The following is a 25,228-nucleotide window of genomic DNA, read 5'->3' as shown; positions in this document are numbered from 1 at the left end:
CACCCCGTCGTGGGTTCCGGGTTCAGGCCTACGGCCTGCCCCGGAAAGACAGATTTATTGCTACCCATGCCGGCGACGCCATGACCATCCATTTCATCGGCGCCGGCCCCGGCGCGCCCGATCTCATTACCCTGCGTGGGCGCGACCTGATCGCGGCCTGCCCAGTCTGCCTCTATGCGGGCTCGCTGATCCCCAGGGCGATGCTCGACTGGTGCCCGCCGGGCGCCCGCATCGTCGATACCGCCCCGCTCGATCTCGACGCGATCATCGCGGAGATAAAAGCCGCCCATGACGCAGGGCAGGACGTCGCGCGATTGCATTCGGGGGACCTCTCGATCTGGAGCGCCGCTGGCGAGCAGATGCGCCGGCTCGATGCGCTCGCCATCCCCTACAGCGTGACGCCGGGCGTGCCGGCCTTTGCCGCCGCCGCAGCCGCGCTGAAGCGCGAGTTGACTTTGCCGGGTCTGGCGCAATCGCTGGTGCTGACGCGGACTTCGGGGCGGGCGTCCGCCATGCCGGAGCGCGAGCGGCTGGCGACCTTCGCCGCCTCGGGCGCGACGCTGGCGATCCATCTCTCGATCCATGTGATCGAGCAGGTCGTAGCGGAGCTTTCGCCGTCTTATGGGGCAGAATGCCCCGTCGCGGTCGTATTCCGCGCCTCCTGGCCCGATGAGCGCGTGCTGCGCGGTACACTGGCGACGATCGCGGCGCAGGTGAGCGAATCCGGGCTGGAGCGGACCGCACTGATCCTCGTCGGCCCGGCGCTGGCGGCCGAGGATTTCGGCGAGAGCGCCCTGTATTCGGCCGGCTATGATCGCCGGTTCCGGCCGGGAGGCGGGGTATGAGGGTGGCGGCATCTTCTCCCTCCCCCCGCTTGCGGTGGGGAGGGCCGGGATGGTGGGGGGTTCCGCTTGGCTCAACGGCCAAGGCCCATCCTGCACGCCCCCCCATCCCTAACCCTTCCCCACCGCAAGCGAGGGGAAGGGAACAGGTCGGCGCTTCCGGAGGCTGCCCATGACCGCGCCCGGCCTGATCATCGCCGCGCCGCGTTCCGGCTCGGGCAAGACCACGATCACGCTCGGGCTGCAGCGGGCGATGACCCGGCGCGGGCTCGTGGTGCGCGGGCTGAAATGCGGGCCCGACTATATCGACCCGGCCTTCCATGCCGCCGCGACCGGTGCGCCGAGCGCCAATCTCGATTCCTTCGCCATGCAAGACGGCCTGCTGCGCGCGATCGCCGGCGATGCGGCCGATGGCGCCGACCTCGTCATCGCGGAGGGCTCGATGGGGCTGTTCGATGCCGTGCCGGGGCCCGACGGCCACACCGGCGCGAGCGCCGACATCGCGGCCCTGCTGGGCTGGCCGATCGTGCTGGTGATCGACGTTTCCGGCCAGGCGCAGTCGGCGGCGGCGATCGCGCTCGGCTGCAAGCTTTACGATCCGCGCATCACCATCGCTGGCGTCATCCTCAACAAGGTCGCCAGCGAACGCCATCGCCGGCTGGTGGCGCAGGGGATGGAAAAGATCGACCTACTCGTTCTCGGCGCGCTGCCGCGCGAGGCCAGCCTGATCCTGCCCGAGCGCCATCTCGGGCTGGTGCAGGCGGGCGAAACCGCCGATCTCGAGGCACGGCTCGAGGCGCTGGCCGACGCGGTGGCGGCGGTGGTCGATCTCGACGCGCTGCTGGCGGTGGCGCAGGCGACTATTTTGCCGGCTTCGCCACTGGCGGCTCCATCCCTGTCTGCTCCCGGCCGGCGCATCGCGATCGCGCGGGATGCCGCCTTCAGCTTCGTCTATCCGCATGTCGAGGCGGGCTGGCGGGCGGCGGGCGCGGAGCTCGTGCCGTTCTCGCCGCTGGCGGACGAGCCGCCGCCGGACGATTGTGACGCCTGCTGGCTGCCCGGCGGCTATCCCGAGTTGCATGCCGGCCGGATCGCCGGGGCGACGCGGTTCCTGGCGGGGCTGCGCCATTTTGCGCAGAGCCGGCCGGTGCATGGCGAATGCGGCGGCTACATGGTGCTGGGGCGCGCGCTGATCGATGCCGAGGGCGTTTCGCATGCCATGGCGGGGCTGCTCTCGGTCGAGACCTCCTTTGCCAAGCGAAAGATGACCCTCGGCTATCGCCGCGCGATTCTGGAAGCCGGTGGGCCGCTCGGGCGGGCTGGAAGCGCGCTGACCGGCCATGAATTCCACTATGCGACGATCGTCACCCAGGGCGAGGACCCGCCGCTGGCGATGGTGACCGACCCGCATGGCTCGGCGCCCGCGCCCGCCGGCAGCCAGCGCGGCCATGTCACCGGCTCTTTCTTCCATGCGATCGCGATGGCGGGGTGAGCATGGACCAGCCAGGCCACCCTCCCCGCTTCGACGACGCCTTCGCGGCGCAGTTCGCCGAACTCCTGGCCTGGCGGCGCGATGTCCGGCGCTTCCGGCGCGACGGCCTGCCCGATGGGCTGGTCGAGCGGCTGCTGGCGCAGGCGGAACTCTCGCCTTCTGTGGGCTATTCGCAGCCCTGGCGCTGGGTTCGCGTCAGTGACGAAGCCCAGCGCAAGGCGGCGCTGACAAGTTTTCAACGCTGCAATGCCGATGCACTGGCCGCTTACGAGGGTGAGCGGGCGCAGCTCTATGCGACGCTGAAGCTCGAAGGGATGCGCGAGGCGCCCGAGCAGATCGCGGTGTTCTGCGATCACGGCACGGCGCAGGGCCAGGGCCTCGGCCGCCAGACGATGCCGGAGATGCTCGACTATTCGGTCGTCGCCGCGATCACGCAGTTCTGGCTGGCGGCGCGGGTTGCCGGCGTCGGTGTCGGCTGGGTCTCGATCCTCGAGCCGGAGATCGTCCGGGAGGCGCTGGGCGCGCCACCCGAGTGGAAGCTGATCGCCTGGCTCTGCGTCGGCTGGCCGGAGGCGCAGAGCGAGGTGCCGGAGCTGGTCCAGGCGGGGTGGGAGCGCGGGCGGTAACGCGCCGCGCCTCCACCTCAATCCCGGTTTTCAACCGACAGGCGTCGAGGCTCCCGCATCGGGCGCCGCCGCGCTCACCCCCGCCAGCGCGTCGCGCAGCGCCTGCTCGCGGGTATGGTCGAGCGAGGTCTTGAGCACGGTGCCGCCGCTGCCCTTGATCGCCTCCAGCACCTTGTCGCCGGTGACGCGCTTGACCAGCACGAACAGCGCCGCATTGCCCGGCTGCAGGCTGGCGGCGAGCTCCTTCATGAAGTCGTCATTGATGCCGTAATCGGTCAGCGCCCCGCCGAGCGCGCCCGAGGCTGCGCCCAGCGCCACGCCGGCCAGCGGCATCAGGAAGATCGCGCCGATCAGCAGACCCCAGAACGAGCCCGAGGCCGCGCCCATCGCGGTCGTGTTGAGCAGCTGGTTGAGCTTCACCTTGCCGTCTTCATGCATCACCGCGATGGCGGCATCGCCAATCTCGATCAGGTATTCCTTCTGCAGGGAGAAGACCTTCTGGCGCATCTCCTCGGCGCGGGCTTCGGTCGGATAGACGATGACGACGAGATCGGACATGGGGCTCTCCTGCTGCGGCCTAGAGGCCGAGATGTGGACCCGTCCTGTGACGGCCCTGTGGCGAGGCGAGAGCAGATCTGGCCGAACGTCCTGACCTTTCGTCAATCGCCCGTCATGGCCTTGGCGGCCTGCGCCGTGCCGCTGCGCAGGGGCAGTTCCTTCATCCGCAGCAGAAAGATCAGCGCGCAGGCAAAGCCCGCAAACGTCGCTGCGAAGACATATTGAAACAGAAGAATCATCGTCGCGCGGTCAACACCGCCAAGCGACAGCGTCTCATGCGACAGGCCGGCACCGGAAGCGCCGATGCCGCCGAGAATGATCGCCCCGAACAGGGCCACGATCAACGCCCCGCCGATCTGCCGGAAGAAATTGGCCGTGCCCGTCGCCGTGCCGAGCTGGTGCGGCAGCACGGCGTTCTGGATCGAGACGGTGGCGACCGGCAGCATCGTGCCGAGCCCCAGGCTGACCAGGCCGAGCAGCAGGCAGAAGGGGACCAGCGGCATCGCGCCGGCATAAAGCGTCAGCACCGCCATACCGATCAGCGCGACGACGAGGCCCGCGACCGGCACGCGCCGGTAATGCGTCAGCCGCGTCATCGCCCGTCCCGACACGGTGGCGCCGATGACGGTGCCGACCGTCAACGGCAGCAGGCCCAGCCCCGAGGAGGCGGCGCTCAAGCCCGCGACAGTCTCGAAATAGACCGGCAGATAGATCGTCAACCCGATGAAGGTGCCCATGCCGAAGCCCGCCGCGATCGTGCCCATCCGCACCACCGGGTTGGCCAGGATGTCGAGCGGGATCAGCGGCTCCTCGGCGCTGCGCAATCGCCAGGCGAAGGCCAGCCAGAGAACAAGCGAGAGCAGGACGAGCCCACCGATGGGCGCGGAGAGCCAAGGGTAGAGCATGCCGCCCCAGGACAGCGCCAGCAGCAGCGTCATCGTCGCCGCCGTGATCAGCAAGGCGCCGAGCAGGTCGAGCTTGTGGGGTCGTTCATGGCGCGGCAGGCGCTTCAGCGAGGAACTCGTCATCATATAGGCGACGGCCCCGAGCGGCAGGTTGATCCAGAAGATCACCGACCAGTGCAACCGCTCGGCGATGACGCCGCCGAGCACGGGGCCGAGCAGCGAGGAGGCCATGAACACCGAGGCGATATAGACCTGGTAACGGCCGCGCTCCTTGGGCTGGACCATGTCGGCGACGATGGTCTGCGCCAGCGCGATCAGCCCGCCGCCGCCCAGCCCCTGGATGAAGCGCGCGACCACCAGAAGCCAGAGCGAGGGTGCAAGCGCGCAGGCGATCGAGCCCAGCATGAAGACAACGATCCCCGACAGCAGCACGACCCGCCGGCCATGGATGTCGGCGAGCTTGCCATAGAGCGGCGTCACCGCCGTGGCGGCCAGCAGATAAGACGTCACCACCCAGGGCAGATGCGCGACATCGCCGAGTTCGCGGCCGATCGTCGGCATCGCGGTGGCGACGATGGTCTGGTCCAGCGCCGCCAGGAACATCGCCAGCATGATGCCGAGCAGGATGCTCCGGATGTCCTCATGGCTCAGGGGCGCCATGACGCTCGCCGCTTGATGGGTGGTCGCCTCGACCCGCTTATCCATGAAGTCTCGCGCCCATCCGTGCATCCTGATCAGGCCACAGTCTAAAACTCGCTCAAGCCATGCACCAGAGGCTCAGCAGGCGAAGGCGGTCTGGCGGCCATGCTTTGCGACATGGAACCGATTTCCCAAGCGGTTCGCCCGCCCGGCCTCAGGCGACATCCCATTCCGGCGAGAGCCCCTCGGGCTTGAGAACGCGCCCGTCCGGCACCGAAAGCGCGTGGATCGCCGCCATCTCGGCTGCGTCGAGGGCGAAGTCGAAGATCGCCGCATTGTCGCGGGCGCGGTCCTCGCTCACCGTCTTCGACAGCGCCACGACGGCCTCCTGCTGGACCAGCCAGCGCAGCACAATCTGCGCGACGCTGCGCCGGTGCCGGGCGGCGATCTCCGCCAGGAGCTTGTCGGCGAACACCTTGCCGTCGGCCATCGCGTAATAGGCGGTGAGCGCCATCCCCGCCTCGCGCATCGCGCTCATGAGCCGGCTCTGGTTGAGATAGGGATGGTACTCGACCTGGTTGGTGACGAGCGGCGCCGCGCTCAGCGCCCGCGCCTGCGCGAGCAGGGCGATGGTGTAGTTGCTGACGCCGATATGGCGCGTTTTCCCGGCCTCCCGCACGGCGTTCAGCGCGCCAATCTGGTCGGCGAGCGGCACGCTGCCATTGGGCCAGTGCAGCAGCAGGAGATCGACATGGTCGGTTTTCAGCTTGGCGAGGCTTTCATCGACCGAGGCCAGGAACCGGTCGGGCGCAAAATTGTCGATCCAGACCTTGGTGGTCAGGAAGACCTCGCCGCGTGCGACGCCGCTGCCGGCGATCGCCTCCCCCACAGCTGCCTCGTTGCGATAGATCTGGGCGGTGTCGACATGGCGAAAGCCCAGAGCGAGCGCGGCGGGCACCATCCGCAGCACATCGCCGGCCTCCATCCGGAAGGTCCCAAATCCCAGCGCGGGAATCTGTGCACCATGGGTTTCGATCGTGATCATGTCGCTTCTCCGCAGCCGACCGGCGCGGCGGGCACCCCGTGGCTAACACGGAGCGGCCCGGCAACAGTGTCGTTTCCAAGGCGGTCTTATTTCCGCCTCGGCCTTATAATCGCAGCGCCGCTACCCCATGTCCACGTCACGGTCGTCGAGAGCAAGCCGCCTTGCGGTTGATGGGTTCGGATTCGACCGGCATCGAGACACTATCGGTATCGCTGCCGCCCTTTCATGGGCGGATCGCATGCGCTTGCGCGGCAGCCTGGTCCCACGGGATCACACGCGCCTCGACGGCGAAGGCGAAGGCGGCGGCATTGTCGCGCTCGTCGGGTGTGGCGATGTTGCCGATCACCTAAGGAAAATCGCGTTGATCGCTTATCTCGTTCTGGTCCATCGGTATCCCGCGCAGTTCAAGCGCATGTTCGAGGCGATCTACAATCCCGCCAATCACTACCTGATCCATGTCGACAAGAATTCGGGTCCCGAACTGGAAGACGACATCCGGAATTTCCTGCTCGGATTTCCCAATAGCGCGATCCTGAAGGGCCATCATGCGCTCTGGGGCGGCTACAGTCTCGTCGATGCCGAATTGCGTGGCATGGCGCAGCTGCTGGAAATGGGCGCCGACTGGGAGTTCTTCATCAATCTCAGCGGGCAGGATTACCCGCTCAAGAGTCAGGAGGAGATCTCCGGCTTCCTCAGGGCCAACCGCGGCAAGGAATTCATCAAGGTCCTGGACCAGCGCAAGGCGCGGCCCGAGACGATGCAGCGGATCGGCCGCTACGTCATCGAGTTCGAAAAGCGCATCGTCAGGACGCCGTTTCCGCGTGCCTTCATGACAGGCGTCTCGCCCTATATCGGCAACCAGTGGATGATCGTCAGCCGGCGCTTCTGCGAGTTCGTGTGCCATGATCCCAAGGCACGGCGCTACAAGGCCTTCTATCGCAACACCTTCATTGCCGATGAGGGCTTCTTCCAGACCGTGATCATGAACACGGCCGAGCATGGCGAGATCGTCAGCGACGACCAGCGCCTGATCGACTGGGTGCCCGATGGCGACATCAAGCTGCGCCCGCGCACCTACACCGCCGACGATGCGCCGGAACTGCTGGCGAGTGCCTGCCTGTTCGCGCGCAAATTCGATTCGCTGGTCGATGACGAGATCCTCGACATGATCGATACGCGCCTGCGCGGCGATGCAGGGCCGCTGCCTACGGGCCTCCCTGCCGGGATCCCGATCCATGTCTCGCCACCGGGACATGCCTCGAGCCCTGCAAATGTCTCGGTTCCGGGAAATCTGCCGGCTGCTCTTGCGCAGCCTGCCTTCCTGGCCTCCTGAATCGCAGCCAAAAACCAGGAAGAGGTTCTCATGGCCCTGAACTTTCCCAACCCCGTCCGCCGCTTCGATGCCGGGCGCTCCTGCATCAGCTTCTGGGGGTCGGATGCCTCGCTTGAGATCGCCTTCCAGATCGACATCGACGCCTTGCGAAAGCTCGGCGCGGCGGCCGGCGATGACGAAGCACAGATGCTGGCGGTTTTCGACAGCCATCGCGACGCGATCCTCAAGGCCGCGACCAGCGCCTATGGCCGCCACAAGACGAGCTACCACCGCCTCACGGCGGCCGACATGACCGGAAGAGGCTGAGACGATGGCGCGCCCCCCCTACAAGCCCGGCGATATGGTCAATCTGACCGCCGGTTTTCACAACCAGGTCCGTCCCGGCCCGTTCGAGATCACCCGGCTGATGCCGCCGCGCGACAACAAGGAAGAGCAATACCGCGTCCGTGGCCCCGACGGCCTCGAACGCGCGGTCGGCCATCACGAGATCGATGAAGAGATCCCGGTTCCGGACGCAGCGCAGGGCTGAGCTCAGGTCATTCTGGCTCGCAACCACAACCGCCATCCTGGGCCAGCGGCGAAGGCGCGCAGACGGGGATCCATCATAGGGCGCTGTCCTGCCTTATGACGGATCCCGGGCCTTCGCTGCGCGAACGCCCAGGATGACGCGGTGATGGCACCACGTAACAAACACACGCGATTGAGTGAGCTTTCCCAAAACCCCGCGGCGATCAGCCGGCCGGGGTTTCGGTGCGTCGGGGGCCCGCTATGATGGCGCCAACCGGATGAGGCCCATGCCCCTGCTCAGCGCCTGCGATTCGACCCTCGTCATCATCGATTTCCAGGCCCGGCTGATGCCGGCGATCCATGACGGCGCGCGCCTCGTCGCCAATGCGCAGCGGCTGGTGGCGGCGGCCGGCCTGCTCGGCGTGCCGATCGTGATGACCGAGCAGAACCCGGCGGGGCTGGGGGGCACGGTGCCGAAGCTGGTGGGCGCAGGCCCCGTCGTCACCAAGATGAGCTTCGACGCCTGTGCCGAGGGCGCTTTTCTGGAGGCGCTGGCAGGCGACGGGCAGATCGTGATCTGCGGCTGCGAGGTCCATGTCTGCCTCGGCCAGACGGCGCTCTCCCTGCTTACCCATCGCCGCCGGGTCGCGGTGGTCGCGGACGCCAGCGGGTCACGCCAGCCTGAATCGAAGGAGGCCGCCCTGCGCCGGCTCGAGCGCCACGGCGCCGAGATCGTCACCACCGAGATGGTGATCTTCGAATGGCTGAAGAGCGCGCAGCATCCGCGGTTTCGCGAGGTGCTGAAGCTGGTGAAGTAGTTTGTCGTGAGGTACGGACAACACGCCGTCATCCCGGACAATCGGCATAGCCGCGCAGCTCCGGGATCCATCATAGGGCGCGACGGTGCCCTATGATGGACCCCGGGACGACCTTCGGCCGCCCGGGATGACGGTGGTGTTTCAGAGCATAAACGCGGTCGGCTACAGCGGCTTCTTGATCCATTTCGAGATCACGCCGACGAGGCCTTCGCGGAAGGTCATCACGCAGATCACGAAGATCACGCCCTGGACTACGGTAACCCAGGCGCCCAGCGATGCCAGGTAGTTCTGCATGGACACGATGACGAGCGCGCCCGCGATCGGCCCAAACACCGTGCCGAGCCCCCCGACCAGAGTCATCAGCACGACCTCGCCCGACATCGACCAGTGCACGTCGGTCAGCGAGGCCAGCTGGAAGACGATCGCCTTGGTCGAACCCGCGAGCCCCGCCAGCATGGCCGAGAGCACGAAGACGGCGAGCTTGTACTGGTTGGCGCGGTAGCCGAGCGAGATCGCGCGCGGTTCGTTGTCCCGGATCGCCTTGCAGACCTGGCCGAAAGGCGAGTGGATGATGCGGTAGATCGCCAGCAACCCGGCCATGAAGATCGCCGCCACCAGCCAGTACAGCGTGCGGTCGTCGGACAGGTCGATCATGCCGAACAAGCGCCCGCGCGGCACGGCCTGGATGCCGTCCTCGCCGCCGGTGAAGCGCGGCGCCTGCAGCGAGAAGAAGTAGACCATCTGCGCCAGCGCCAGCGTGATCATGGCGAAATAGATGCCCTGCCGCCGGATTGCCAGCGCGCCGAAGACGAGACCGAGCCCGCCGGAGACCGCCGTGCCGAGCAGGATCGCCAGCTCCGGCGTCAGGCCCCAGTTCTTGGCGGTGAAGGCGCAGACATAGCTCGCCATGCCGAAATAGGCGGCATGGCCGAAAGACAGCAGGCCGCCATAGCCGAGCAGCAGGTTGAAGGCGAGCGCAAACAGCGCAAAGCACAAAACCTTCATGACGAAGACCGGATAGGCCACGAAGGGCGCGATCACGAGCGCGATCGCGATCCCGATCATGATGATGCGATGTAGCCGCAGCGTGGCCTGGTCGGCCTCTCCCGGCAGGAGCGCAGCGGGGGCGTCGGTGGCAGCGATATCGGCCATGGTCAAATCCTCGTCTCGCGGCGGGCGGCCATCACGCGGCCCGTCCGAACAGGCCGGCGGGGCGCACCAGCAGCACCAGCACCATGATGATGAAGATCACCGTGGCGGAGGCCTCGGGGTAGAACACCTTGGTCAGCCCCTCGACCAGCCCGAGCGAGAAGCCGGTGACGATGGCGCCCAGGATCGAGCCCATGCCTCCGATGACCACCACCGCGAAGACGACGATGATCAGGTCGGCACCCATGTTGGGGTTCACCGAGTAGATCGGCGCGGCGAGCACGCCGGCAAATCCCGCCAGCGCGACGCCGAAGCCGTAAGTCAGCGTCACCATCAGCGGCACGTTGATGCCGAAGGCCTGGGTCAGGGTCGGGTTCTCGGTCGCGGCGCGCAGGTAGGCGCCAAGCTTGGTCTTCTCGATCAGGAACCAGGTCGCGAGGCAGACGATCAGCGAGGCGACGACGACCCAGCCGCGGTACCAGGGCAGGAACATGAAGCCGAGATTGACGCCGCCGCGCAGCTCGGCGGGGATCTGGTAGGGCAGGCCCGACGAGCCATAGGCGTTGCGGAACAGCCCCTGGATGATCAGCGCCAGGCCGAAGGTCAAAAGCAGCCCGTAGAGATGGTCGACATGGGCGATGCGCTTCAGCAGCAGCCGCTCGATCGCGATGCCCGTGGCCCCCACGATCAGCGGCGCCAGCAGAAGTGCCGCCCAATAGTTGATGCCGAGATAGGTCAGGCACATCCAGGCGACGAAGGCGCCCATCATGTACTGCGCGCCATGGCTGAAATTGATGATGTTGAGCAGCCCGAAGATCACCGCCAGCCCGAGGCTGAGGATGGCGTAAAACGAGCCGTTGATCAGGCCGAGAAGGACCTGGCCGAACAGCGCTTGCGGGGGAATGCCGAGGAGTTCGAACATGCGGGGCTCAGATCATTCTGGGTGGTCTGTGTTGTGCGCTTCGCCGTCATCCTGGATGCAGCGAAGCTGCAATCCGGGATCCATCGGAGGGCGCGGTGCTCTACGATGGATCCCGGACGACCTTCGGTCGCCCAGGATGACGCCGTGAGGTGGCTCAGCCGCTCACTTCTTGACGAGCGGGCACTCGCTCTCGGCGAGCGGACGGAAGGCCTGCTCTGCCGGCAGAACCGAGACCTGCTTGTAATAGTCCCAGGGCCCCTTCGACTCGCCGGGCTTCTTGACCTCGAACAGATACATGTCGTGCATCTTGCGGCCGTCGGCGCGCACGGTGCCCTTGCCGAACAGCGGATCGTCGGTCGGCATCTCCTTCATCTTGGCCATCACGGCAGCCGAGTCCTTCGACTTCGCCGCCTCGACCGCCTTGAGATAATGCAGCATGCCGGAATAGACGCCGGCCTGCACCATGGTCGGCTTCTTGCCGCCATTGGCCTTGGCGAAACGGTCCGACCAGGTCCGCGTCTGGTCGTTGGTGTCCCAGTAGAAGGACTCCGTCAGCACCAGCCCCTGTGCGGTCGCCAGACCCAGCGAATGCACGTCGGTAAGAAAGACCAGCAGCCCTGCGAGCTTCTGGCCGCCGGCGACGATGCCGAATTCGCCCGCCTGCTTGATCGAGTTGATGGTGTCGCCGCCGGCATTCGCCAGCCCGATCACCTTGGCCTTGGAGGCCTGGGCCTGCAGGAGGAAGGACGAGAAATCCGTGCCCGGGAAGGGCGTGCGTACCGCGCCGACGACCTTGCCGCCATTCTTGGTGACGATCGCCGACGTGTCGCGCTCCAGCGCATGGCCGAAGGCGTAGTCGGCGGTCATGAAGTACCAGCTGTCGCCGCCGGCCTTCACCATCGCGCCGCCCGTGCCCTGGGCCAGCGCATAGGTGTCATAGGTCCAGTGGACCGTGTTGGGCGAGCAGGCCTTGCCTGTCAGGTCGGAGGTCGCCGCGCCCGAGTTGAGGAAGATCTTGTTCTTCTCGCGGGTGATCTGGTTGACCGCGAGCGCCACCGAGGAGGTCGGCACGTCGAGGATCAGATCGACGCCGTCCTGATCGTACCAGGTGCGGGCGATGGTGGAGCCGACATCGGGCTTGTTCTGGTGGTCGGCCGAGACGATCTCGACCTTGATGCCCTTGTCGGCGGCCTTGAAGTCCTCGACCGCCATGCGCGCGGCGATCACCGAGCCCTCACCCGAGAGGTCGGCATAGAGGCCGGAGCGGTCGTTGAGGACGCCGGCCTTGATGCTGATCTGCTGGGCGAGCGCGGGAGCCGCCATCAGCGCGGCGAAGGCGGTCGTGGTCAGGAATGTCTTGAGCTTCATGATGTGTCTCTCCCTGGGAATGGCGTCGTTTTCGACGTGTTGTCCGATATGGATCGGATTGGGGGTCCTCGACTGACCGCAGACGAGATCAGACCCCGAGATAGCCGTGCAGCTTGTCGATGTTGGCATCGAGTTGCGCGTTCTCGATCATGTCGATCACGCGGCCCTGCTCGACGACATAATGCCGGTCCGCGACGGTGGCGGCAAAGCGGAAATTCTGCTCGACCAGGATGATCGTGTAGCCGTCCTGCTTGAGCTTGCGGATGGTCGCGCCGATCTGGTCGATGATCACAGGTGCCAGCCCCTCCGTCGGCTCGTCGAGCAGCAGGAAATGCGCCCCCGTGCGCAGGATGCGCCCGATCGCCAGCATCTGCTGCTCGCCGCCCGAGAGCTTGGTGCCCTGGCTCTTCAACCGCTCCTTGATATTGGGGAAGAGCGTGAAGATCTCGTCGAGCGAGAGCCCGCCCGGCCGCACGCGCGGCGGCAGCATCAGGTTCTCCTCGACGCTGAGCGAGGCATAGATGCCGCGCTCTTCGGGCACATAGCCGATGCCGAGACGGGCGATCGCCCGCGACGGCAGCCCGATCGTCTCGGTGCCTTCGAGCGTCACCGAGCCCTTGCGCTTGGACATGACGCCCATGATCGATTTCAGCGTCGTGGTCTTGCCGGCGCCGTTGCGGCCAAGCAGCGTCACCACCTCGCCCGGCGCCACATCGAAATCGATGCCGTGCAGGACATGGCTTTCGCCATACCAGGCCTCCAGGCCGCGGACCTTCAGCATCGGCGCGGCGGCGGTTGTCTTCGCCGGAGCCGTCATGGCCTCAGTGAGCATGGCCTACCCCCGAACCGATATAAGCTTCGATCACGCGCGGATCCTTCGAGACCTGGGCATAATCGCCCTCGGCCAAAACCTGTCCGCGCGCCAGCACGGTGATGTGGTCGCAGAGCGAGGCGACGACGGAGAGATTGTGCTCGACCATCAAGATGGTGCGGTTCTGCGAGACCTTGCGGATCAGCGCCTCGATGCGCTCGACATCCTCGCGGCCCATGCCCGCCATCGGCTCGTCCAGCAGCATCATCTCGGGGTCGAGCGCCAACGTCGTGGCGATCTCCAGCGCGCGCTTGCGGCCATAGGAGAGCTCGACCGCGGGCAACTCGGCGAAGGCCGACAGGCCGACGGCCTCGACCAGCCGCAGCGCCTCCTCGTCGAGCGGCTTCAGCACTTCTTCCGAGCGCCAGAAGTCGAAGCTGTCGCCGCGCTTGCGCTGCAGCGCGATGCGGACATTGGTCTTGACGCTGAGCTGCGGAAACACCGCCGAGATCTGAAACGAGCGGACCAGGCCCAGCCGGGCGATCTCGGCAGGCTTCTCGCGGGTGATGTCGCGGCCATTATAGACGATCGCGCCGCGTGTCGGCGCAAGAAACTTCGTCAACAGGTTGAAGCATGTCGTCTTGCCGGCGCCATTGGGGCCGATCAACGCGTGAATCGTCCCGCGCCTGACCTTCAGGTCCACGCCGCTAACCGCCGAGAAGCCGCCGAATTCCTTGGTCAATCCCGAGGTCGAGAGAATGATATCCTCAGACATGCCAACCGCTTGCGATCGTCATCTTTATCTTTCTTGTTATGACCGTTTCCCTTGAACGCAATGCTGCACCGCGCCTGATGCATGTGTCAACGCCGGAAGGCCGCCAAACGTCCCCGGGGAGCCTGGCTCATCCCTTCGTCTTACCCGTGGACGCGGTGTTTCCCCGGTCTTTAGCCCGACTGTCTTCAAGACGCCTGCTCGTTCAGGCCGCCGCTCCTTCAAACAGAGGATGCGCGCCCCGGCGCATGCGAATAAAGCGCACCCGAAAGCCGGCCTGCGGCGATTTTGAACCTGAAGCCTCGGTCGAACGACAAACAACCGTCGACTCCACGGTGACCCAAGGAAATGGGTTTGCCCGGCCGGCAGAATGAATTAATATTTCGGCCTGTTTCCTGGCGATCCTGCGGCCGTCCTGTGACGGTGCCCTCCCGTTGCACGCTCCCGCCGGCGTGAAACGGGGCCGATCTTGTCGTGGCGGACCGTTCAGGGAGGTTACCTTGCGTCTTGCTTTTGGTTTGGACATCGGGCCCAGCTTCGCAGCCATCCGCATGACTGCACGGCGCGTCGCCGTGGCGGGGATGCTGACCGTGGCCGCGCTGGCCTGGGTTGTCCCGGCGCAGGCCGCACCCGATCGCCGCGTCGCCCTGGTGATCGGCAACAGCGCCTACACGGCAGTGCCGCGGCTGGCGAACCCGCAGCGCGACGCCACCGCCATCTCCGCCTCGCTCAAGCGTCTCGGCTTCGAGGTCGTCGAAGGCTACGATCTCAAGATGGACGAGATGACCGGCATCGTCCGGGAATTCGCGCAGAAGCTCGATGGCGCCAAGGCCGGCATCGTCTATTACGCCGGTCACGGCATCGCGGTGGGCGACGAGAACTATCTCATCCCGGTCGATGCGACGTTGAAGTCGGAGGCCGATCTCGACTTTCGCGCGGTCAACGTTCAGCTCATCCTGCGCCAGATGCAGCGCGACGAGCGCGTCAACATCCTCATTCTCGACGCCTGCCGCGACAACCCGTTCGCGACGCAGCTTGCCGCCAGGTCCCGCTCGGTGGCCCGGGGCCTGACCGCGATCGAAACCCAGTCGGCGTCCGGCATCCTGATTGCGTTTGCGACCGACCCGCGCTCGACCGCGCTCGACGGCGAGAAGGATGGCAACAGCCCCTTCACCGCCGCGCTACTGAAGCATATCGAGACGCCGGAAGTGTCGATCACCACGGTGATGGACCGGGTTCGCGCCGATGTCTGGGAGTCGACGAACAAGAAGCAGAAGCCCTGGACCAACTCCTCGATCATCGGCGAATTCAAACTGAACCCGACGCTAAAGCTCGCCGCCGTCGATCCGTCGGTGACGATCAAGGCGATCGACGGCGCCGTGCAGACACCGGCCGCGCCTGCGCCGATGGGCCTCGATCGCGCCCAGATGGATATCCGGATGTGGGAAACCGCCGAGCGCGGCAACACGCCGGGCGATTACAAGGCCTATCTCGACGCGTTCCCCACGGGCCAGTTCGCCGCCTTCGCCAAGAACCGCCTCGCGCGGCCGGAGCCTGTCGACGTCGCCGCTCTTCCTGGCGCCGCCGGAGCAGCTGCTCTCGGTGCCGGGGCTGCGGCCGCTGCCGCCTCCGCGCTGCCGTCGTCGCGTGAAACCGGCCAGGCGATCGCCGACGAGGCAATGAAGACCGAGGTCGGCAATGCTCAGACGGAAGCCGCGCTCAAGCTGTCGACCAAGGACCGGCGCGAACTCCAGCGGCGGCTGAGCCTGTCGGGCTTCAAGCCGGGCAAGGCCAGCGCCACTTTCGGGCCCAGCCAGCGCAGCGCGATCAAGGAGTGGCAATCGACACGCGGCCTGGAAGCGACCGGCTTTCTCGCCGCGATGCAGCTCAAGGCATTGCGGGCGCAGACCGAGCCGGCCTATCAGCGCGCGCTGGCCGAGGAGGCCAAGTCCGTCGCCCGCACCCGCACGACGGCGACCGACCCCGTCGGCCAGGGCAGCGCGCGTGGCGTTGCCCGCGACGGGGAGCGCGGACTGGAATATGAGCGCGACCCGGTGATCCGCCGCGACCTGGAACGCGAGCGCGCCGGGCGGGGCAACAGCAACGGCGACGCCGCTGGCGCCGCAATCCTCGGCACGATCGTCGGCGGCGCGATCGGCGGCGTTCTCGGCGGTGGCTTCCGTCGCTAAGCGCGGCTCTGATCCGCTTGACGGCCTGTCGAAAGCCGACCCGTCGGGCCGGCTTTGCGCATCGCCAAACGGCCAATTCCTGCTTGCCGCCGTCTCGGCTAGTCCTGTAGCGTGACGGTCGGCACGACCATTCAGCGGCAGAAGGCGATGCGATGAAGAAGGTTTTTCCTGACGCGACGGCGGCTCTCGCCGGCGTCATCAAGGACGGCATGACCCTGATGGCCGGTGGCTTCGGTCTTTGCGGCATTCCTGATGTGCTGATCGAGGCGGTGCGCGAGAGCGGCGCGAAGGATCTGACCTTCGTCTCCAACAATGCCGGCGTCGATGGCGCGGGTCTCGGCATCCTGCTCGAAACCCGCCAGATCCGGAAGATGATCTCGTCATATGTCGGCGAGAACAAGCTCTTCGCCGAGCTCTATCTTTCCGGTCAGCTCGAGCTCGAATTCACCCCCCAGGGCACGCTGGCCGAGCGCATCCGGGCCGGCGGCGCCGGCATCCCGGCCTTCTTCACCAAGACCGGCGTCGGCACGCTGGTGGCGGAGGGCAAGGAGGAGCGTGAGTTCGACGGCGAGCGCTACATCTTGGAGCGCGGCATCTTCGCCGATGTCTCGCTGGTGCATGCCTGGAAGGGCGACACCGAGGGCAACCTCGTCTACCGAAAGACCGCGCGCAACTTCAATCCGATGATGGCGAGCGCCTCGCGCATGACCATCGCCCAGGTCGAGCATCTGGTCGAGGCGGGCGAGATCGACCCCGACCACATGCACACGCCCGGCATTTTCGTGAAGCGCATCGTGCACACGCCCCAGAGCGTCAAGCGCATCGAACAGCGCACCGTCCGCAAGCGTGCGGCCTGAGCGCGCTTTCCGTTCGGCCGGGACGGCCGGACGATCAGAATTCGCGCAAGAGACAGATCGGAATCTTTGACATGGCATGGACCCGCGAACAGATCGCACAGCGCGCCGCCCGGGAGCTGAAGGACGGTTTTTACGTCAATCTCGGCATCGGTATCCCGACGCTGGTCTCCAACTACATCCCCGACGGCATGTCGGTGCAGCTCCAATCCGAGAACGGCATGCTCGGCATGGGCCCGTTCCCCTATGAGGGCGACGAGGATCCGGACCTGATCAATGCCGGCAAGCAGACCATCACCGAACTCAAGACGACGAGCTTCTTCTCCTCCGCCGATTCCTTCGGGATGATCCGCGGCGGCCATATCGACCTCTCCATCCTGGGGGCCATGCAGGTGGCGCAGAATGGCGACCTCGCTAACTGGATGATCCCCGGCAAGATGGTGAAGGGCATGGGCGGCGCCATGGACCTCGTCGCCGGCGTCAAGAAGGTCGTCGTGGTGATGGAGCACGTGGCCAGGAACAAGGACGGCACGGAATCGCCGAAGCTCCTGTCGGCCTGTGACTTGCCGCTCACCGGAGCCGGCGTCGTCGATATGGTGATCACCGATCTGGGCGTCTTCACCATCGACGAGGCTGGCGGCGGCATGACGCTGATCGAGCTCGCCGAAGGCGTCACCCTCGACGAGATCAAGGCGAAGACCGGGGTGTCGTTCACCGTGGCGGTCTGAGCGCGCCACAAACGCAATGGTCTTGGTTCTGAAGACCCCGAGCAACGTCTCCCATCGCTCGGGGCGGGCGCTTCAGATCAATCCCGCAGCAATTCGTTGATGCCGGTCTTCGAGCGCGTCTGCGCATCGACCGTCTTGACGATGACGGCGCAGGAGAGCGAGGGGCCGGGCGTTCCGTCCGGGAAGGGCTTGCCCGGCAGCGAGCCCGGCACCACGACCGAATAGGGCGGCACCTTGCCAATATGGATGACGCCCGTGGCGCGATCGACGATCTTGGTCGAGGCCGAGATGAACACGCCCATCGACAGCACAGAGCCCTCACCGACGATGACGCCCTCGACGACCTCGGAGCGGGCGCCGATGAAGCAGTTGTCCTCGATGATGGTCGGGTTGGCCTGCAGCGGCTCGAGCACACCGCCAATGCCGACACCGCCCGACAGATGCACATTCTTGCCGATCTGGGCGCAGGAGCCGACCGTCGCCCAGGTGTCGACCATGGTGCCTGAATCGACATAGGCGCCGATGTTGACGAAGGAGGGCATCAGCACGACGTTTGGCGCCAGGAACGAGCCCTTGCGCGCGGCGGCCGGCGGCACCACGCGGAAGCCCGCGGCGCGGAAGCGGTTCTCGCCCCAGCCGGCGAATTTCGACGGCACCTTGTCCCAGAACACGGCATCGCCGGGGCCGTTGGCGATGATCATGTTGTCGGTCAGGCGGAAGGACAGCAGCACCGCTTTCTTGAGCCACTGATGCACGACCCACTCAGTGCCCTGTTTTTCCGCGACGCGGGCCTGGCCTGCATCGAGCATCTCGATCGCCTGCTCGACCGCCTCGCGCACCGCGCCCGTGGTGTTGATGCCGATCTCGGCGCGGGCCTCCCAGGCGGCGTCGATGGTGGCGGCGAGATCGGTCAGCGACATGGTGAGAGCTCCGGCGTTCTTTTTGCGAAAACGCGGGAGCGATGGCGGATGGGCGGCGCGGCGTCAAGCAGCGCGCCCGGGACCGGCAACGGCCTGACGCAGTGCGCGGGAGGAACGACGGTGGCCCCAGGCGTGTTAGACTGCCATCGTGATCCCTAGCCGGAGGCCGCCATGACCCGTGTGACCCTGTCCCTGATGCTGGTGCTGGCGGCCGGAGCGGCCATGGCCCAGCCGCGACCCTCGACGCCCGAGCGAAGCTGTGCGGCCAACCGCCAGAGCGTTGCAGCCAATGGCGCGATCGTGCTGGGCACCGGCGGCCACACCTTCGACCGTTTCGTGCGCGACCGCGGCTTCTGCCAACATGGCGACTTTCTGGAGCCCGCCTATGTGCCGAGCCGCGACACGGCGCAGTGCTTCGTGGGTTATCGGTGCAAGGTGGATTCGCCTTGGGATTGAGGCCGCCGTTGCCGCGGCCGCTCCTCCGGGCATGGGGCCGCTCGCAATCTCGGCGCAATTTCAAGCCTTGGATGACACCGCTGCGCTATTGAAGGATGACCGATTATGAAGATCGCATCGATCGCCGTCTTGGCGCTTGCCCTGGGTCTGGGCGGCTGCATCACGATCGAGGAGCGGCGCGCGCTCGATGCCGAGCAATGCCGGGGCTACGGCTTCCGCACCGGCACGGATGCCTTCGCCAACTGCCTGCAGCAGATCGACCTCGACCGGGCCGACAGCCGCCGTGCCTTCGCCTATCGCGATTTCAGCGGCCCCTATGGCGGCTATGGCTTCGGCTATGGCTACCGCCGCTGGTGAGCGCGATCACCGCCGCTCGTCTGTGTCGCGGCCTTCGCTTCGCGGCGAAACCTCGCCCCCCCGAGGCTTTTCCATCCGGGGCTCGTCCGCCTCTGCCTCGCCCAACCTCCCCTTTTCCTGCCCATCGCGCAGCGCAGGCAGGCGGGCCTGGAGCCGGTGCAGGAAGCCGAGCAGCTGTGTCCGCTCCTGGGCTGTGAACCCCTCCAGCATGATCTGCTCGCGCGCGATGGCGAGCGTGATCAGACGGTCGTGCAGGGCATGGCCGCTGGCGGTCAGCTGCAGCAGCTGGCGGCGGGCATCGCGGCCATCCGCAAACTCCGTGACATGCCCGGCCGCGACGAGCGCCGCGACGCTGCGGCTGACCGCACCCTTGTCGAGGCCGATGACCTCGCAGATGCGCTGCGCGGCGATGCGCGGCTCGATCGCCAATTGTGAGATCACCCGCCATTCCGTGACGCCGACGCCGAAGCGTTCCAGATAAAGGCGCGAGGAGCTGCGTGACCAGGTGTTGGAGATCGCGGTCAGGAAATAGGGAACATAGCCGCGCAGATCCAGCACGTTGCGCTCCCCATCGGCTCTGTCGCGCTTGGTCGAAGACATCTCTCATCCCGACATCAGTGACGCGCATCTCACATGCGGCGGCCGCACCTAGCAAGGTGATCGGTCCCACGCACTCTCCAGTCTCGGCCAATAAGGCGGTTGCCCCGGTGACGCTGCTGACGCAGCTTGTCCCGGCTGTCCGCGTGAAGCGGCATGCGTCTTGCGGCGGCGCCGCGACGCCAAACGCACCCCCCGACGGAGCCTTGCCCATGCCTCTCGACACCGCCTTGCGCGACGCGATCCTTGCCTCCGTCGAAGCCGGCTTCGCGCAGCAGATCGCCTTCACCCAGGAGCTGATCCGGTTCCCCTCGCTGCGCGGGCAGGAGCATGCCTGCCAGGATTTCGTGTTCCGGGCGCTGAAGGAGCGCGGCTTCACGATGGACCGCTTCAAGATGGACGAGGCGCTGATCAAGGCCCATCCCGGCGGCGCGCCGTTCTCCGAACATCACTCGGACGCGCCGATCGTCGTCGGCATCCATCATCCCCGCGCGGAAACCGGACGTTCGCTGATCCTGCAGGGGCATGTCGATGTGGTGCCGACCGGCCCGGTCGATCAATGGACGCATGCGCCCTTCGACCCCGTGATCGAGGGCGACTGGCTTTATGGCCGCGGCGGCGCCGACATGAAAGCGGGACACGCCGCCAATTTCGCCTGTCTCGACGCGCTCAGGCGCATCGGCCTGCAGCCGGCGGCAACGGTCTACCTCGAATCGGTGGTGGAGGAGGAATCGACCGGGAACGGCGCGCTGATGACGCATCTGCGCGGCTATCGTGCGCAGGCCGCGCTGATCCCCGAGCCGGAATACGAAATGCTGGCGCGGGCCAATGCGGGCGTGATCTGGTTCCAGTTCGAGGTTCGCGGCGTGCCGGTGCATGTGCGCGAAATGGGGGCCGGCGCGAACGCCATCGACGCCGCCTATCGCGTGATCGCGGCGCTGCGCGGACTCGAGGCGGAGTTCAACGCCGAGAAGGTCGGCCGCGCGCATTTCGAGGATCAGGCCCATCCGATCAACCTTAACATCGGCAAGATCGAGGGCGGCGACTGGGCCTCGTCCGTGCCGTGCTGGTGCCGGGTCGATTGTCGCGTCGGGCTTTATCCCGGGGTCGAGGCGCGGGAGATCGCGCGCCGGATCGAGGATTGCATTCGCGCCGCTTCGCGCGCCGATGCGTTCCTGGCCAATAATCCGCCCAGGGTGACCTTCAACGGCTTCTGGGCCGAGGGCTATGTGCTGGAGCCCGGCAGCGAGGCCGAAGCCGTGCTCGGCCGCGCGCATGAAGCGGCGCTCGGCAAGCCGCTGCAATCCTTCATGACGCCGGCCTATCTCGATGCCCGCGTTCATGCGCTCTACGACAAGATCCCGGCGCTCTGCTACGGGCCGATGGGCGAGAACATCCACGCCTTCGACGAGCGCGTCAGCCTCGCCTCGCTGAAGCGGATCACGGGGTCGATGGCGCTGTTCGTGGCGGAGTGGTGCGGGGTCGAAACCGTGTCCGGCTGACGGGCGCGTTCCTTCGCCGCATATGGCTCAAAAGGCCGCAGGATTCGCTGCAGCTGTCTTGTTCGAGCACCGCGAGCCCCTAAATGAGGCAGGAGGGCACGCGGAATAGGCTTTCCATATCGACCCGCAGCCGCAATATCTATTTCGCAGGGCGGGTCGAACGAATCGGCCCTCCGCTCGTTAGATGGAGGAGGGGCACCGCCGATCGATGAAGAAGACAAAACGCGCACCTGGAAGCATTCGGGCACAGGTCGCCGCCATGCCGATCCGCTATCGGAGCAGCGGAGCCATGGAGGTCCTGCTCGTGACGTCGCGGACGACGCAGCGCTGGATCGTGCCCAAGGGCTGGCCGATCAAGGGGTTGACGCCAGCCGAGGCGGCGGCGCGCGAGGCCTATGAAGAGGCGGGCGTGGTGGGGCAAATCACGTCGGAGCCGATCGGGCGCTACACCTATTGGAAGCGGATGTCGGACCACTTCGTCCTGTGCGAAGCCACGCTGTTTCGCCTCGATGTCGAGCGCCAGTTCGAAACCTGGCCGGAGCAGGGGCAGCGCGAAAGCCGCTGGTTCAGCCTCGACGATGCCGCGAACCTCGTCGACGAGCCTGAACTCGCCACGGCTATGCGCATGCTGCAGGTCGCCGTCGCGGCCTGATCCGTCGGCCGCTTATGCGTGACGTTCAGCTTGGGGTGACAGGGAGGCAATCCCGGTCATCGCCTCCAGTTCCGCGCGCAATGCGGGCGTGCAGCACAGGACCGGATTGCCGGTCGCGATGCCGTCCCCTGCAAAAAAATCATTCACCGCCGCGCCCGCCTCGCTGGCGATGACCAGACCCGCCGCGACGTCCCACGCATTGATGTGGAGTTCGGCATAGGCGTCGCTGCGGCCGATCGCGACGTGGCAGATGCCAAGCGCGCCCGAACCGGAGCGCTTCATCGCGGCGCCTGCTGCATAACCGCGCTCGATCACCGCGAGATAACGCGCGGCCGGCACCCGGGTCGACCAGCCGAGTTCGACAGCGGCGCGGGCGATGTCGGTGGCGCCGGAGACGCTGATCGGCTGCCCGTTCATGGTGGCGCCCTGCCCGCGTCGGGCGGCATAGACCTCCTCCATCGCCGGGGCGGCGATGATGCCGATTACGGGCACGCCGTTCAGAAGAAAGCCGATCGAGATGCACCAGTTGCGGTCGCCGCGGGCGAAATTCGCGGTGCCGTCGATCGGGTCGATGATCCAGACCGCATCTGAGGCCTGCCCGCCACCCTCCTCGCCGATGATCCCGTCTCCGGGAAACATCACCGTGAGGCGCTGGCGCAGGAAATCCTCGACCGCGCCATCGGCCAGCGTCAGCCAGTCCTGCGCGCCCTTCATGGTGATGCCGAGGCTGTCGCTCTTGTTGAAATAGCCCAGCGCCATGCGGCTGGCCTCGCTGACGAGGCCCAGCACCGCATAATAGCGCCGTTCGAGATCTGCGGGGGTCATGTCAGGTCCTCCGTCAGCGACACCGCGACCGGCTTGCCGGTCTTGGCCGATGCGGTTGCGGCATCGGCCAGGATCTGCGCCTTCAGGCCGTCGCGCCCCGAGGGCGTCGGGGCCGTACCGCCGAGGCAGGTGGCGATGAAGGCATCGAGTTCGGCGCGATAGGCCGCGGCATAGCGCGCGAGGAAGAAATTCTGCACGGGATCGGCGCGGAAACCGGCGGCCGTGGCGCTTTCGACCGTCGTCTCGTGGATATTGCCGGCCCGCAGCATGCCCCTGGAGCCATGCACCTCGATGCGCTGGTCGTAGCCATAGGTGGCGCGGCGGGAATTCGAAATCTGCGCGATCCTGCCCGAAGCCGTCTTCATCAGCACGGCGGCGGTGTCGACGTCGCCAGCCGCTCCGATCGCCGGATCGACCAGCGCCGAGCCGAGCGCGAAGACCTCGATGGGCTCCTCGGCCAGGAGGAAGCGGGCCATGTCGAAATCATGGATCATCATGTCGCGGAAGAGCCCGCCGGAGCGCGCCACATAGTCCACCGGCGGCGGCGAAGGATCGCGCGAGATCACCGTGACGATCTCGATTTCGCCGGCCTCACCCGCCCGCAGCCTCGCCTCCAGCGCGGCGAAGCTCGGATCGAAGCGGCGGTTGAAGCCGATCATCAGGGGCTGGCCGGACCGCTCGACCACAGCCAGGCAGCGGCGGATGCGCTCTGCGTCGAGATCGACCGGCTTCTCGCAGAACACCGCCTTGCCGCCCGAGACGGCCGCCTCGATCAGATCGGCATGGGTGTCGGTCGGGGCGCAGATCAGAACCGCATCGATGCCGGGATCGGACAGGATGGCTTCGGCGCTCGCGACCCGCGTTCCAGTGGCAGCAGCGAGCGCGGCTGCAGCCTCGGGCATGGCGTCGGCGACGGCGACGAGGTCCGCATCGCGATGAGCCGCGACGTTCTGGCCATGGATGCGGCCGATCCGTCCCGCGCCCAGCAGCCCCACCTTCAGCGTCGCTCGTCTCGTCGTCATCGGGCGGATCGTCCCTGCCTGTCGTCAGCCTGGTGCGGCTTCGTGTCACTGAGTTGTGTCAGTCATGCTTCGCCCCCGATCGTCAAGCCGACGCCTCGGTGTCTTGACAAGTCATGCCTTGGGGGTGTGCATCCGCGTCTGGCTACAAACGGCCTTGGCCGATATCGGATTCATGATGACGCACAGCCTCGTCAGGGGATTTGGGTCGCGGGCCCACGCGGCAGCCGGTGACTGCCAGATCATCGCGCGCCGGGCTTTTCCACGGCGAGGTTGAGCGCGGCGCGTTGCGCGCAGAAGCCGTCCCCTCGCCCGTCTTTCCCCTGTCATTCCCGCAAAGGGCCGCCCGTGCCGGCGGCGTCAGCCATGTCCGAACACACAAGCTTCGACCAAGCCTTGTCCGAGCGTACCGCCATTCTCACCCTCTCCTGTCCGGACCGCCCGGGCATCGTCGCGGCCGTCTCGACGCTGCTGTTCGAAGCCGGCTGCAATATCCTCGACGCGCAGCAATTCAACGATGTCGAGACCAGCCGCTTCTTCATGCGCGTCGTTTTCGCCCGGCTCGACGAGAGCGCTCCGCATCAGGCGATCGCGGCGTCGGTGGGGGATCTTGCCCTGCGCTTTGGCATGGATTTCACCCTGCGCGAGCGTGCGACGAAAAAGCGCGTCATGCTTCTGGTCTCCAAATTCGACCACTGCCTGAGCGACCTGCTCTATCGCTGGCGCATCGGCGAACTGCCGATGGAGATCGCGGCCATCGTCTCCAACCATGGCCGCGAGCATCTGTCCTCGACCGATCTCGGCGACCTGCCCTTCCACCATCTGCCCGTGACGCGGCAGACCAAGATGGAGCAGGAGGCAGCGATCTGGCGGCTGGTGCAGGAGACGCAGACCGATCTCGTCGTCCTGGCGCGCTACATGCAGATCCTGTCCGATGGATTTTCGGCCAAGCTGCTCGGACGCTGCATCAATATTCATCACTCCTTCCTGCCCGGCTTCAAGGGTGCCAAGCCCTATCATCAGGCCCATGAGCGCGGGGTGAAGCTGATCGGCGCGACCGCCCATTACGTCACGCCCGACCTGGACGAGGGCCCGATCATCGAGCAGGACGTCGAGCGAATCTCGCATCGCGACATGCCCGAGGATCTGGTGCGCAAGGGCCGCGATATCGAGCGGCGCGTGCTGGCGCGTGCCGTGCTGCACCATCTCGAAGACCGCGTCGTGCTGAACGGCAAGAAGACGGTCGTCTTCACCGACTGAACAATCCTCGCCGTTCCCTGCGAAAGCGCGATGCCCGCCTCAAAGCTCTGTCATGCTGCAGCTGCGAGGTCGGTTCGCGGCG

General features: G+C 66.5%; 28 protein-coding genes. 15 read left to right on the top strand and 13 right to left on the bottom strand.

All coding sequences use genetic code 11. The features are described 5' to 3' along the window. The first annotated feature begins 80 nt into the window (after positions 1-80). From cobM to bluB, 3 genes are all read left to right on the top strand, one after another. Entirely contained in the window at positions 81-845 is a 765-nt protein-coding gene (cobM, locus tag IP69_RS10975) for a precorrin-4 C(11)-methyltransferase (RefSeq protein WP_054142864.1), read from the top strand. Positions 846-1,014: 169 nt separating this feature from the next. Beyond that, positions 1,015-2,334 carry a cobyrinate a,c-diamide synthase gene (locus IP69_RS10970; RefSeq protein WP_054142863.1) on the top strand — a complete coding sequence of 440 codons (1,320 nt, stop codon included), beginning with the start codon at positions 1,015-1,017 and terminating at the stop codon, positions 2,332-2,334. 2 nt (positions 2,335-2,336) lie between these two features. After that, positions 2,337-2,960 carry a 5,6-dimethylbenzimidazole synthase gene (bluB, locus tag IP69_RS10965; RefSeq protein ID WP_054142862.1) on the top strand — a complete coding sequence of 208 codons (624 nt, stop codon included), beginning with the start codon at positions 2,337-2,339 and terminating at the stop codon, positions 2,958-2,960. A 30-nt stretch (positions 2,961-2,990) separates the two neighbouring features. Here bluB and IP69_RS10960 read toward each other — a convergent pair whose 3' ends face one another. From IP69_RS10960 to IP69_RS22500, 4 genes are all read right to left on the bottom strand, one after another. Further along, a complete protein-coding gene (locus IP69_RS10960; protein ID WP_054142861.1) occupies positions 2,991-3,518 on the bottom strand; it encodes a DUF1269 domain-containing protein in 528 nt (175 codons plus the stop codon). Between the two features lie 101 nt (positions 3,519-3,619). Then, positions 3,620-5,128 carry an MDR family MFS transporter gene (locus IP69_RS10955; protein ID WP_054142860.1) on the bottom strand — a complete coding sequence of 503 codons (1,509 nt, stop codon included), beginning with the start codon at positions 5,126-5,128 and terminating at the stop codon, positions 3,620-3,622. A gap of 148 nt (positions 5,129-5,276) precedes the next feature. Continuing rightward, positions 5,277-6,107, bottom strand: a complete 831-nt coding sequence (locus IP69_RS10950) for an aldo/keto reductase (protein WP_054142859.1) — start codon at positions 6,105-6,107, stop codon at positions 5,277-5,279. Positions 6,108-6,330: 223 nt separating this feature from the next. After that, complete coding sequence (locus IP69_RS22500; protein ID WP_282568234.1) at positions 6,331-6,453, bottom strand: hypothetical protein; 123 nt, start codon at positions 6,451-6,453, stop codon at positions 6,331-6,333. Between the two features lie 15 nt (positions 6,454-6,468). Between IP69_RS22500 and IP69_RS10945 the strand changes: the two genes are divergently transcribed. From IP69_RS10945 to IP69_RS10930, 4 genes are all read left to right on the top strand, one after another. Beyond that, entirely contained in the window at positions 6,469-7,440 is a 972-nt protein-coding gene (locus tag IP69_RS10945) for a beta-1,6-N-acetylglucosaminyltransferase (RefSeq protein ID WP_197279817.1), read from the top strand. A 30-nt stretch (positions 7,441-7,470) separates the two neighbouring features. Next, positions 7,471-7,746 carry a DUF1488 domain-containing protein gene (locus IP69_RS10940; RefSeq protein ID WP_082359220.1) on the top strand — a complete coding sequence of 92 codons (276 nt, stop codon included), beginning with the start codon at positions 7,471-7,473 and terminating at the stop codon, positions 7,744-7,746. A gap of 4 nt (positions 7,747-7,750) precedes the next feature. Further along, positions 7,751-7,969, top strand: coding sequence for a hypothetical protein (locus tag IP69_RS10935; RefSeq protein ID WP_054142858.1), 219 nt, complete (start codon positions 7,751-7,753; stop codon positions 7,967-7,969). A 265-nt stretch (positions 7,970-8,234) separates the two neighbouring features. Further along, on the top strand, positions 8,235-8,765 hold the full coding sequence (locus tag IP69_RS10930; RefSeq protein ID WP_054142857.1) for an isochorismatase family protein: 531 nt from the start codon (positions 8,235-8,237) through the stop codon (positions 8,763-8,765). A 162-nt stretch (positions 8,766-8,927) separates the two neighbouring features. Here the strand turns inward: IP69_RS10930 and IP69_RS10925 are convergent, their stop codons facing one another. From IP69_RS10925 to IP69_RS10905, 5 genes are all read right to left on the bottom strand, one after another. After that, entirely contained in the window at positions 8,928-9,917 is a 990-nt protein-coding gene (locus IP69_RS10925) for a branched-chain amino acid ABC transporter permease (protein WP_054142856.1), read from the bottom strand. 31 nt (positions 9,918-9,948) lie between these two features. Continuing rightward, the gene (locus IP69_RS10920; RefSeq protein WP_054142855.1) at positions 9,949-10,836 is read right to left on the bottom strand and encodes a branched-chain amino acid ABC transporter permease; all 888 of its coding nucleotides are present in this window, start codon (positions 10,834-10,836) and stop codon (positions 9,949-9,951) included. A gap of 162 nt (positions 10,837-10,998) precedes the next feature. Then, positions 10,999-12,204 carry an ABC transporter substrate-binding protein gene (locus IP69_RS10915; protein ID WP_054142854.1) on the bottom strand — a complete coding sequence of 402 codons (1,206 nt, stop codon included), beginning with the start codon at positions 12,202-12,204 and terminating at the stop codon, positions 10,999-11,001. Positions 12,205-12,292: 88 nt separating this feature from the next. After that, positions 12,293-13,036 carry an ABC transporter ATP-binding protein gene (locus tag IP69_RS10910; RefSeq protein WP_054142853.1) on the bottom strand — a complete coding sequence of 248 codons (744 nt, stop codon included), beginning with the start codon at positions 13,034-13,036 and terminating at the stop codon, positions 12,293-12,295. After that, positions 13,026-13,790, bottom strand: coding sequence for an ABC transporter ATP-binding protein (locus tag IP69_RS10905; protein ID WP_054142852.1), 765 nt, complete (start codon positions 13,788-13,790; stop codon positions 13,026-13,028). Before IP69_RS10905 ends, IP69_RS10910 begins: the two co-directional genes overlap by 11 nt. Positions 13,791-14,338: 548 nt before the next feature. On the opposite strand from IP69_RS10905, the gene IP69_RS10900 reads away from it, so the two are divergent. From IP69_RS10900 to IP69_RS10890, 3 genes are all read left to right on the top strand, one after another. Further along, positions 14,339-15,976, top strand: coding sequence for a caspase family protein (locus IP69_RS10900; RefSeq protein WP_156323402.1), 1,638 nt, complete (start codon positions 14,339-14,341; stop codon positions 15,974-15,976). Between the two features lie 152 nt (positions 15,977-16,128). Next, on the top strand, positions 16,129-16,833 hold the full coding sequence (locus IP69_RS10895) for a CoA transferase subunit A (RefSeq protein WP_054142850.1): 705 nt from the start codon (positions 16,129-16,131) through the stop codon (positions 16,831-16,833). A 71-nt stretch (positions 16,834-16,904) separates the two neighbouring features. Further along, positions 16,905-17,558: a 3-oxoacid CoA-transferase subunit B gene (locus IP69_RS10890; protein WP_054142849.1), complete on the top strand. Its 654-nt coding sequence runs from the start codon at positions 16,905-16,907 to the stop codon at positions 17,556-17,558. A gap of 77 nt (positions 17,559-17,635) precedes the next feature. Here the strand turns inward: IP69_RS10890 and dapD are convergent, their stop codons facing one another. Then, complete coding sequence (gene dapD, locus IP69_RS10885) at positions 17,636-18,478, bottom strand: 2,3,4,5-tetrahydropyridine-2,6-dicarboxylate N-succinyltransferase (RefSeq protein WP_054142848.1); 843 nt, start codon at positions 18,476-18,478, stop codon at positions 17,636-17,638. A 171-nt stretch (positions 18,479-18,649) separates the two neighbouring features. Here dapD and IP69_RS10880 point away from each other — a divergent pair, with 171 nt between their 5' ends. Both IP69_RS10880 and IP69_RS10875 read left to right on the top strand, forming a co-directional pair. Continuing rightward, positions 18,650-18,934 (top strand): hypothetical protein, encoded by a 285-nt coding sequence (locus tag IP69_RS10880; RefSeq protein WP_054142847.1) that lies wholly within the window; start codon positions 18,650-18,652, stop codon positions 18,932-18,934. Between the two features lie 105 nt (positions 18,935-19,039). Beyond that, complete coding sequence (locus tag IP69_RS10875) at positions 19,040-19,291, top strand: hypothetical protein (RefSeq protein ID WP_054142846.1); 252 nt, start codon at positions 19,040-19,042, stop codon at positions 19,289-19,291. A gap of 6 nt (positions 19,292-19,297) precedes the next feature. Here IP69_RS10875 and IP69_RS10870 read toward each other — a convergent pair whose 3' ends face one another. After that, positions 19,298-19,891: a MarR family winged helix-turn-helix transcriptional regulator gene (locus IP69_RS10870; RefSeq protein ID WP_054142845.1), complete on the bottom strand. Its 594-nt coding sequence runs from the start codon at positions 19,889-19,891 to the stop codon at positions 19,298-19,300. Positions 19,892-20,100: 209 nt separating this feature from the next. Here IP69_RS10870 and IP69_RS10865 point away from each other — a divergent pair, with 209 nt between their 5' ends. Both IP69_RS10865 and IP69_RS10860 read left to right on the top strand, forming a co-directional pair. After that, on the top strand, positions 20,101-21,390 hold the full coding sequence (locus tag IP69_RS10865; RefSeq protein ID WP_054142844.1) for an ArgE/DapE family deacylase: 1,290 nt from the start codon (positions 20,101-20,103) through the stop codon (positions 21,388-21,390). A 184-nt stretch (positions 21,391-21,574) separates the two neighbouring features. Then, on the top strand, positions 21,575-22,042 hold the full coding sequence (locus IP69_RS10860) for an NUDIX hydrolase (protein ID WP_349236293.1): 468 nt from the start codon (positions 21,575-21,577) through the stop codon (positions 22,040-22,042). 12 nt (positions 22,043-22,054) lie between these two features. Here IP69_RS10860 and IP69_RS10855 read toward each other — a convergent pair whose 3' ends face one another. Together IP69_RS10855 and iolG are read right to left on the bottom strand one after the other, a co-directional pair. Next, complete coding sequence (locus IP69_RS10855; RefSeq protein WP_054142843.1) at positions 22,055-22,867, bottom strand: inositol monophosphatase family protein; 813 nt, start codon at positions 22,865-22,867, stop codon at positions 22,055-22,057. Next, positions 22,864-23,889: an inositol 2-dehydrogenase gene (iolG, locus tag IP69_RS10850; protein ID WP_054142842.1), complete on the bottom strand. Its 1,026-nt coding sequence runs from the start codon at positions 23,887-23,889 to the stop codon at positions 22,864-22,866. Before iolG ends, IP69_RS10855 begins: the two co-directional genes overlap by 4 nt. Positions 23,890-24,282: 393 nt before the next feature. Here iolG and purU point away from each other — a divergent pair, with 393 nt between their 5' ends. Continuing rightward, on the top strand, positions 24,283-25,146 hold the full coding sequence (gene purU, locus IP69_RS10845) for a formyltetrahydrofolate deformylase (protein WP_197279819.1): 864 nt from the start codon (positions 24,283-24,285) through the stop codon (positions 25,144-25,146). Positions 25,147-25,228: the final 82 nt, after the last annotated feature.

The organism is Allobosea sp. AAP35, assembly GCF_001295925.1.
In the GTDB taxonomy this organism is placed as follows: domain Bacteria; phylum Pseudomonadota; class Alphaproteobacteria; order Rhizobiales; family Beijerinckiaceae; genus Allobosea.
Note: the sequence above shows the minus strand (reverse complement) of the source record. Positions and strands in the feature narration are given on the sequence as shown.

Excerpts from the sequence above, each read along its gene's own strand:
- cobM (WP_054142864.1), top strand. The coding sequence starts at position 81 with ATGACCATCCATTTCATCGGCGCCGGCCCCGGCGCGCCCGATCTCATT.
- IP69_RS10970 (WP_054142863.1), top strand. The coding sequence starts at position 1,015 with ATGACCGCGCCCGGCCTGATCATCGCCGCGCCGCGTTCCGGCTCGGGC.
- bluB (WP_054142862.1), top strand. The coding sequence starts at position 2,337 with ATGGACCAGCCAGGCCACCCTCCCCGCTTCGACGACGCCTTCGCGGCG.
- IP69_RS10960 (WP_054142861.1), bottom strand. The coding sequence starts at position 3,518 with ATGTCCGATCTCGTCGTCATCGTCTATCCGACCGAAGCCCGCGCCGAG.
- IP69_RS10955 (WP_054142860.1), bottom strand. The coding sequence starts at position 5,128 with ATGGATAAGCGGGTCGAGGCGACCACCCATCAAGCGGCGAGCGTCATG.
- IP69_RS10950 (WP_054142859.1), bottom strand. The coding sequence starts at position 6,107 with ATGATCACGATCGAAACCCATGGTGCACAGATTCCCGCGCTGGGATTT.
- IP69_RS10940 (WP_082359220.1), top strand. The coding sequence starts at position 7,471 with ATGGCCCTGAACTTTCCCAACCCCGTCCGCCGCTTCGATGCCGGGCGC.
- IP69_RS10935 (WP_054142858.1), top strand. The coding sequence starts at position 7,751 with ATGGCGCGCCCCCCCTACAAGCCCGGCGATATGGTCAATCTGACCGCC.
- IP69_RS10930 (WP_054142857.1), top strand. The coding sequence starts at position 8,235 with ATGCCCCTGCTCAGCGCCTGCGATTCGACCCTCGTCATCATCGATTTC.
- IP69_RS10925 (WP_054142856.1), bottom strand. The coding sequence starts at position 9,917 with ATGGCCGATATCGCTGCCACCGACGCCCCCGCTGCGCTCCTGCCGGGA.
- IP69_RS10920 (WP_054142855.1), bottom strand. The coding sequence starts at position 10,836 with ATGTTCGAACTCCTCGGCATTCCCCCGCAAGCGCTGTTCGGCCAGGTC.
- IP69_RS10915 (WP_054142854.1), bottom strand. The coding sequence starts at position 12,204 with ATGAAGCTCAAGACATTCCTGACCACGACCGCCTTCGCCGCGCTGATG.
- IP69_RS10910 (WP_054142853.1), bottom strand. The coding sequence starts at position 13,036 with ATGCTCACTGAGGCCATGACGGCTCCGGCGAAGACAACCGCCGCCGCG.
- IP69_RS10905 (WP_054142852.1), bottom strand. The coding sequence starts at position 13,790 with ATGTCTGAGGATATCATTCTCTCGACCTCGGGATTGACCAAGGAATTC.
- IP69_RS10900 (WP_156323402.1), top strand. The coding sequence starts at position 14,339 with ATGACTGCACGGCGCGTCGCCGTGGCGGGGATGCTGACCGTGGCCGCG.
- IP69_RS10895 (WP_054142850.1), top strand. The coding sequence starts at position 16,129 with ATGAAGAAGGTTTTTCCTGACGCGACGGCGGCTCTCGCCGGCGTCATC.
- IP69_RS10890 (WP_054142849.1), top strand. The coding sequence starts at position 16,905 with ATGGCATGGACCCGCGAACAGATCGCACAGCGCGCCGCCCGGGAGCTG.
- dapD (WP_054142848.1), bottom strand. The coding sequence starts at position 18,478 with ATGTCGCTGACCGATCTCGCCGCCACCATCGACGCCGCCTGGGAGGCC.
- IP69_RS10880 (WP_054142847.1), top strand. The coding sequence starts at position 18,650 with ATGACCCGTGTGACCCTGTCCCTGATGCTGGTGCTGGCGGCCGGAGCG.
- IP69_RS10875 (WP_054142846.1), top strand. The coding sequence starts at position 19,040 with ATGAAGATCGCATCGATCGCCGTCTTGGCGCTTGCCCTGGGTCTGGGC.
- IP69_RS10870 (WP_054142845.1), bottom strand. The coding sequence starts at position 19,891 with ATGTCTTCGACCAAGCGCGACAGAGCCGATGGGGAGCGCAACGTGCTG.
- IP69_RS10865 (WP_054142844.1), top strand. The coding sequence starts at position 20,101 with ATGCCTCTCGACACCGCCTTGCGCGACGCGATCCTTGCCTCCGTCGAA.
- IP69_RS10860 (WP_349236293.1), top strand. The coding sequence starts at position 21,575 with ATGGAGGAGGGGCACCGCCGATCGATGAAGAAGACAAAACGCGCACCT.
- IP69_RS10855 (WP_054142843.1), bottom strand. The coding sequence starts at position 22,867 with ATGACCCCCGCAGATCTCGAACGGCGCTATTATGCGGTGCTGGGCCTC.
- iolG (WP_054142842.1), bottom strand. The coding sequence starts at position 23,889 with ATGACGACGAGACGAGCGACGCTGAAGGTGGGGCTGCTGGGCGCGGGA.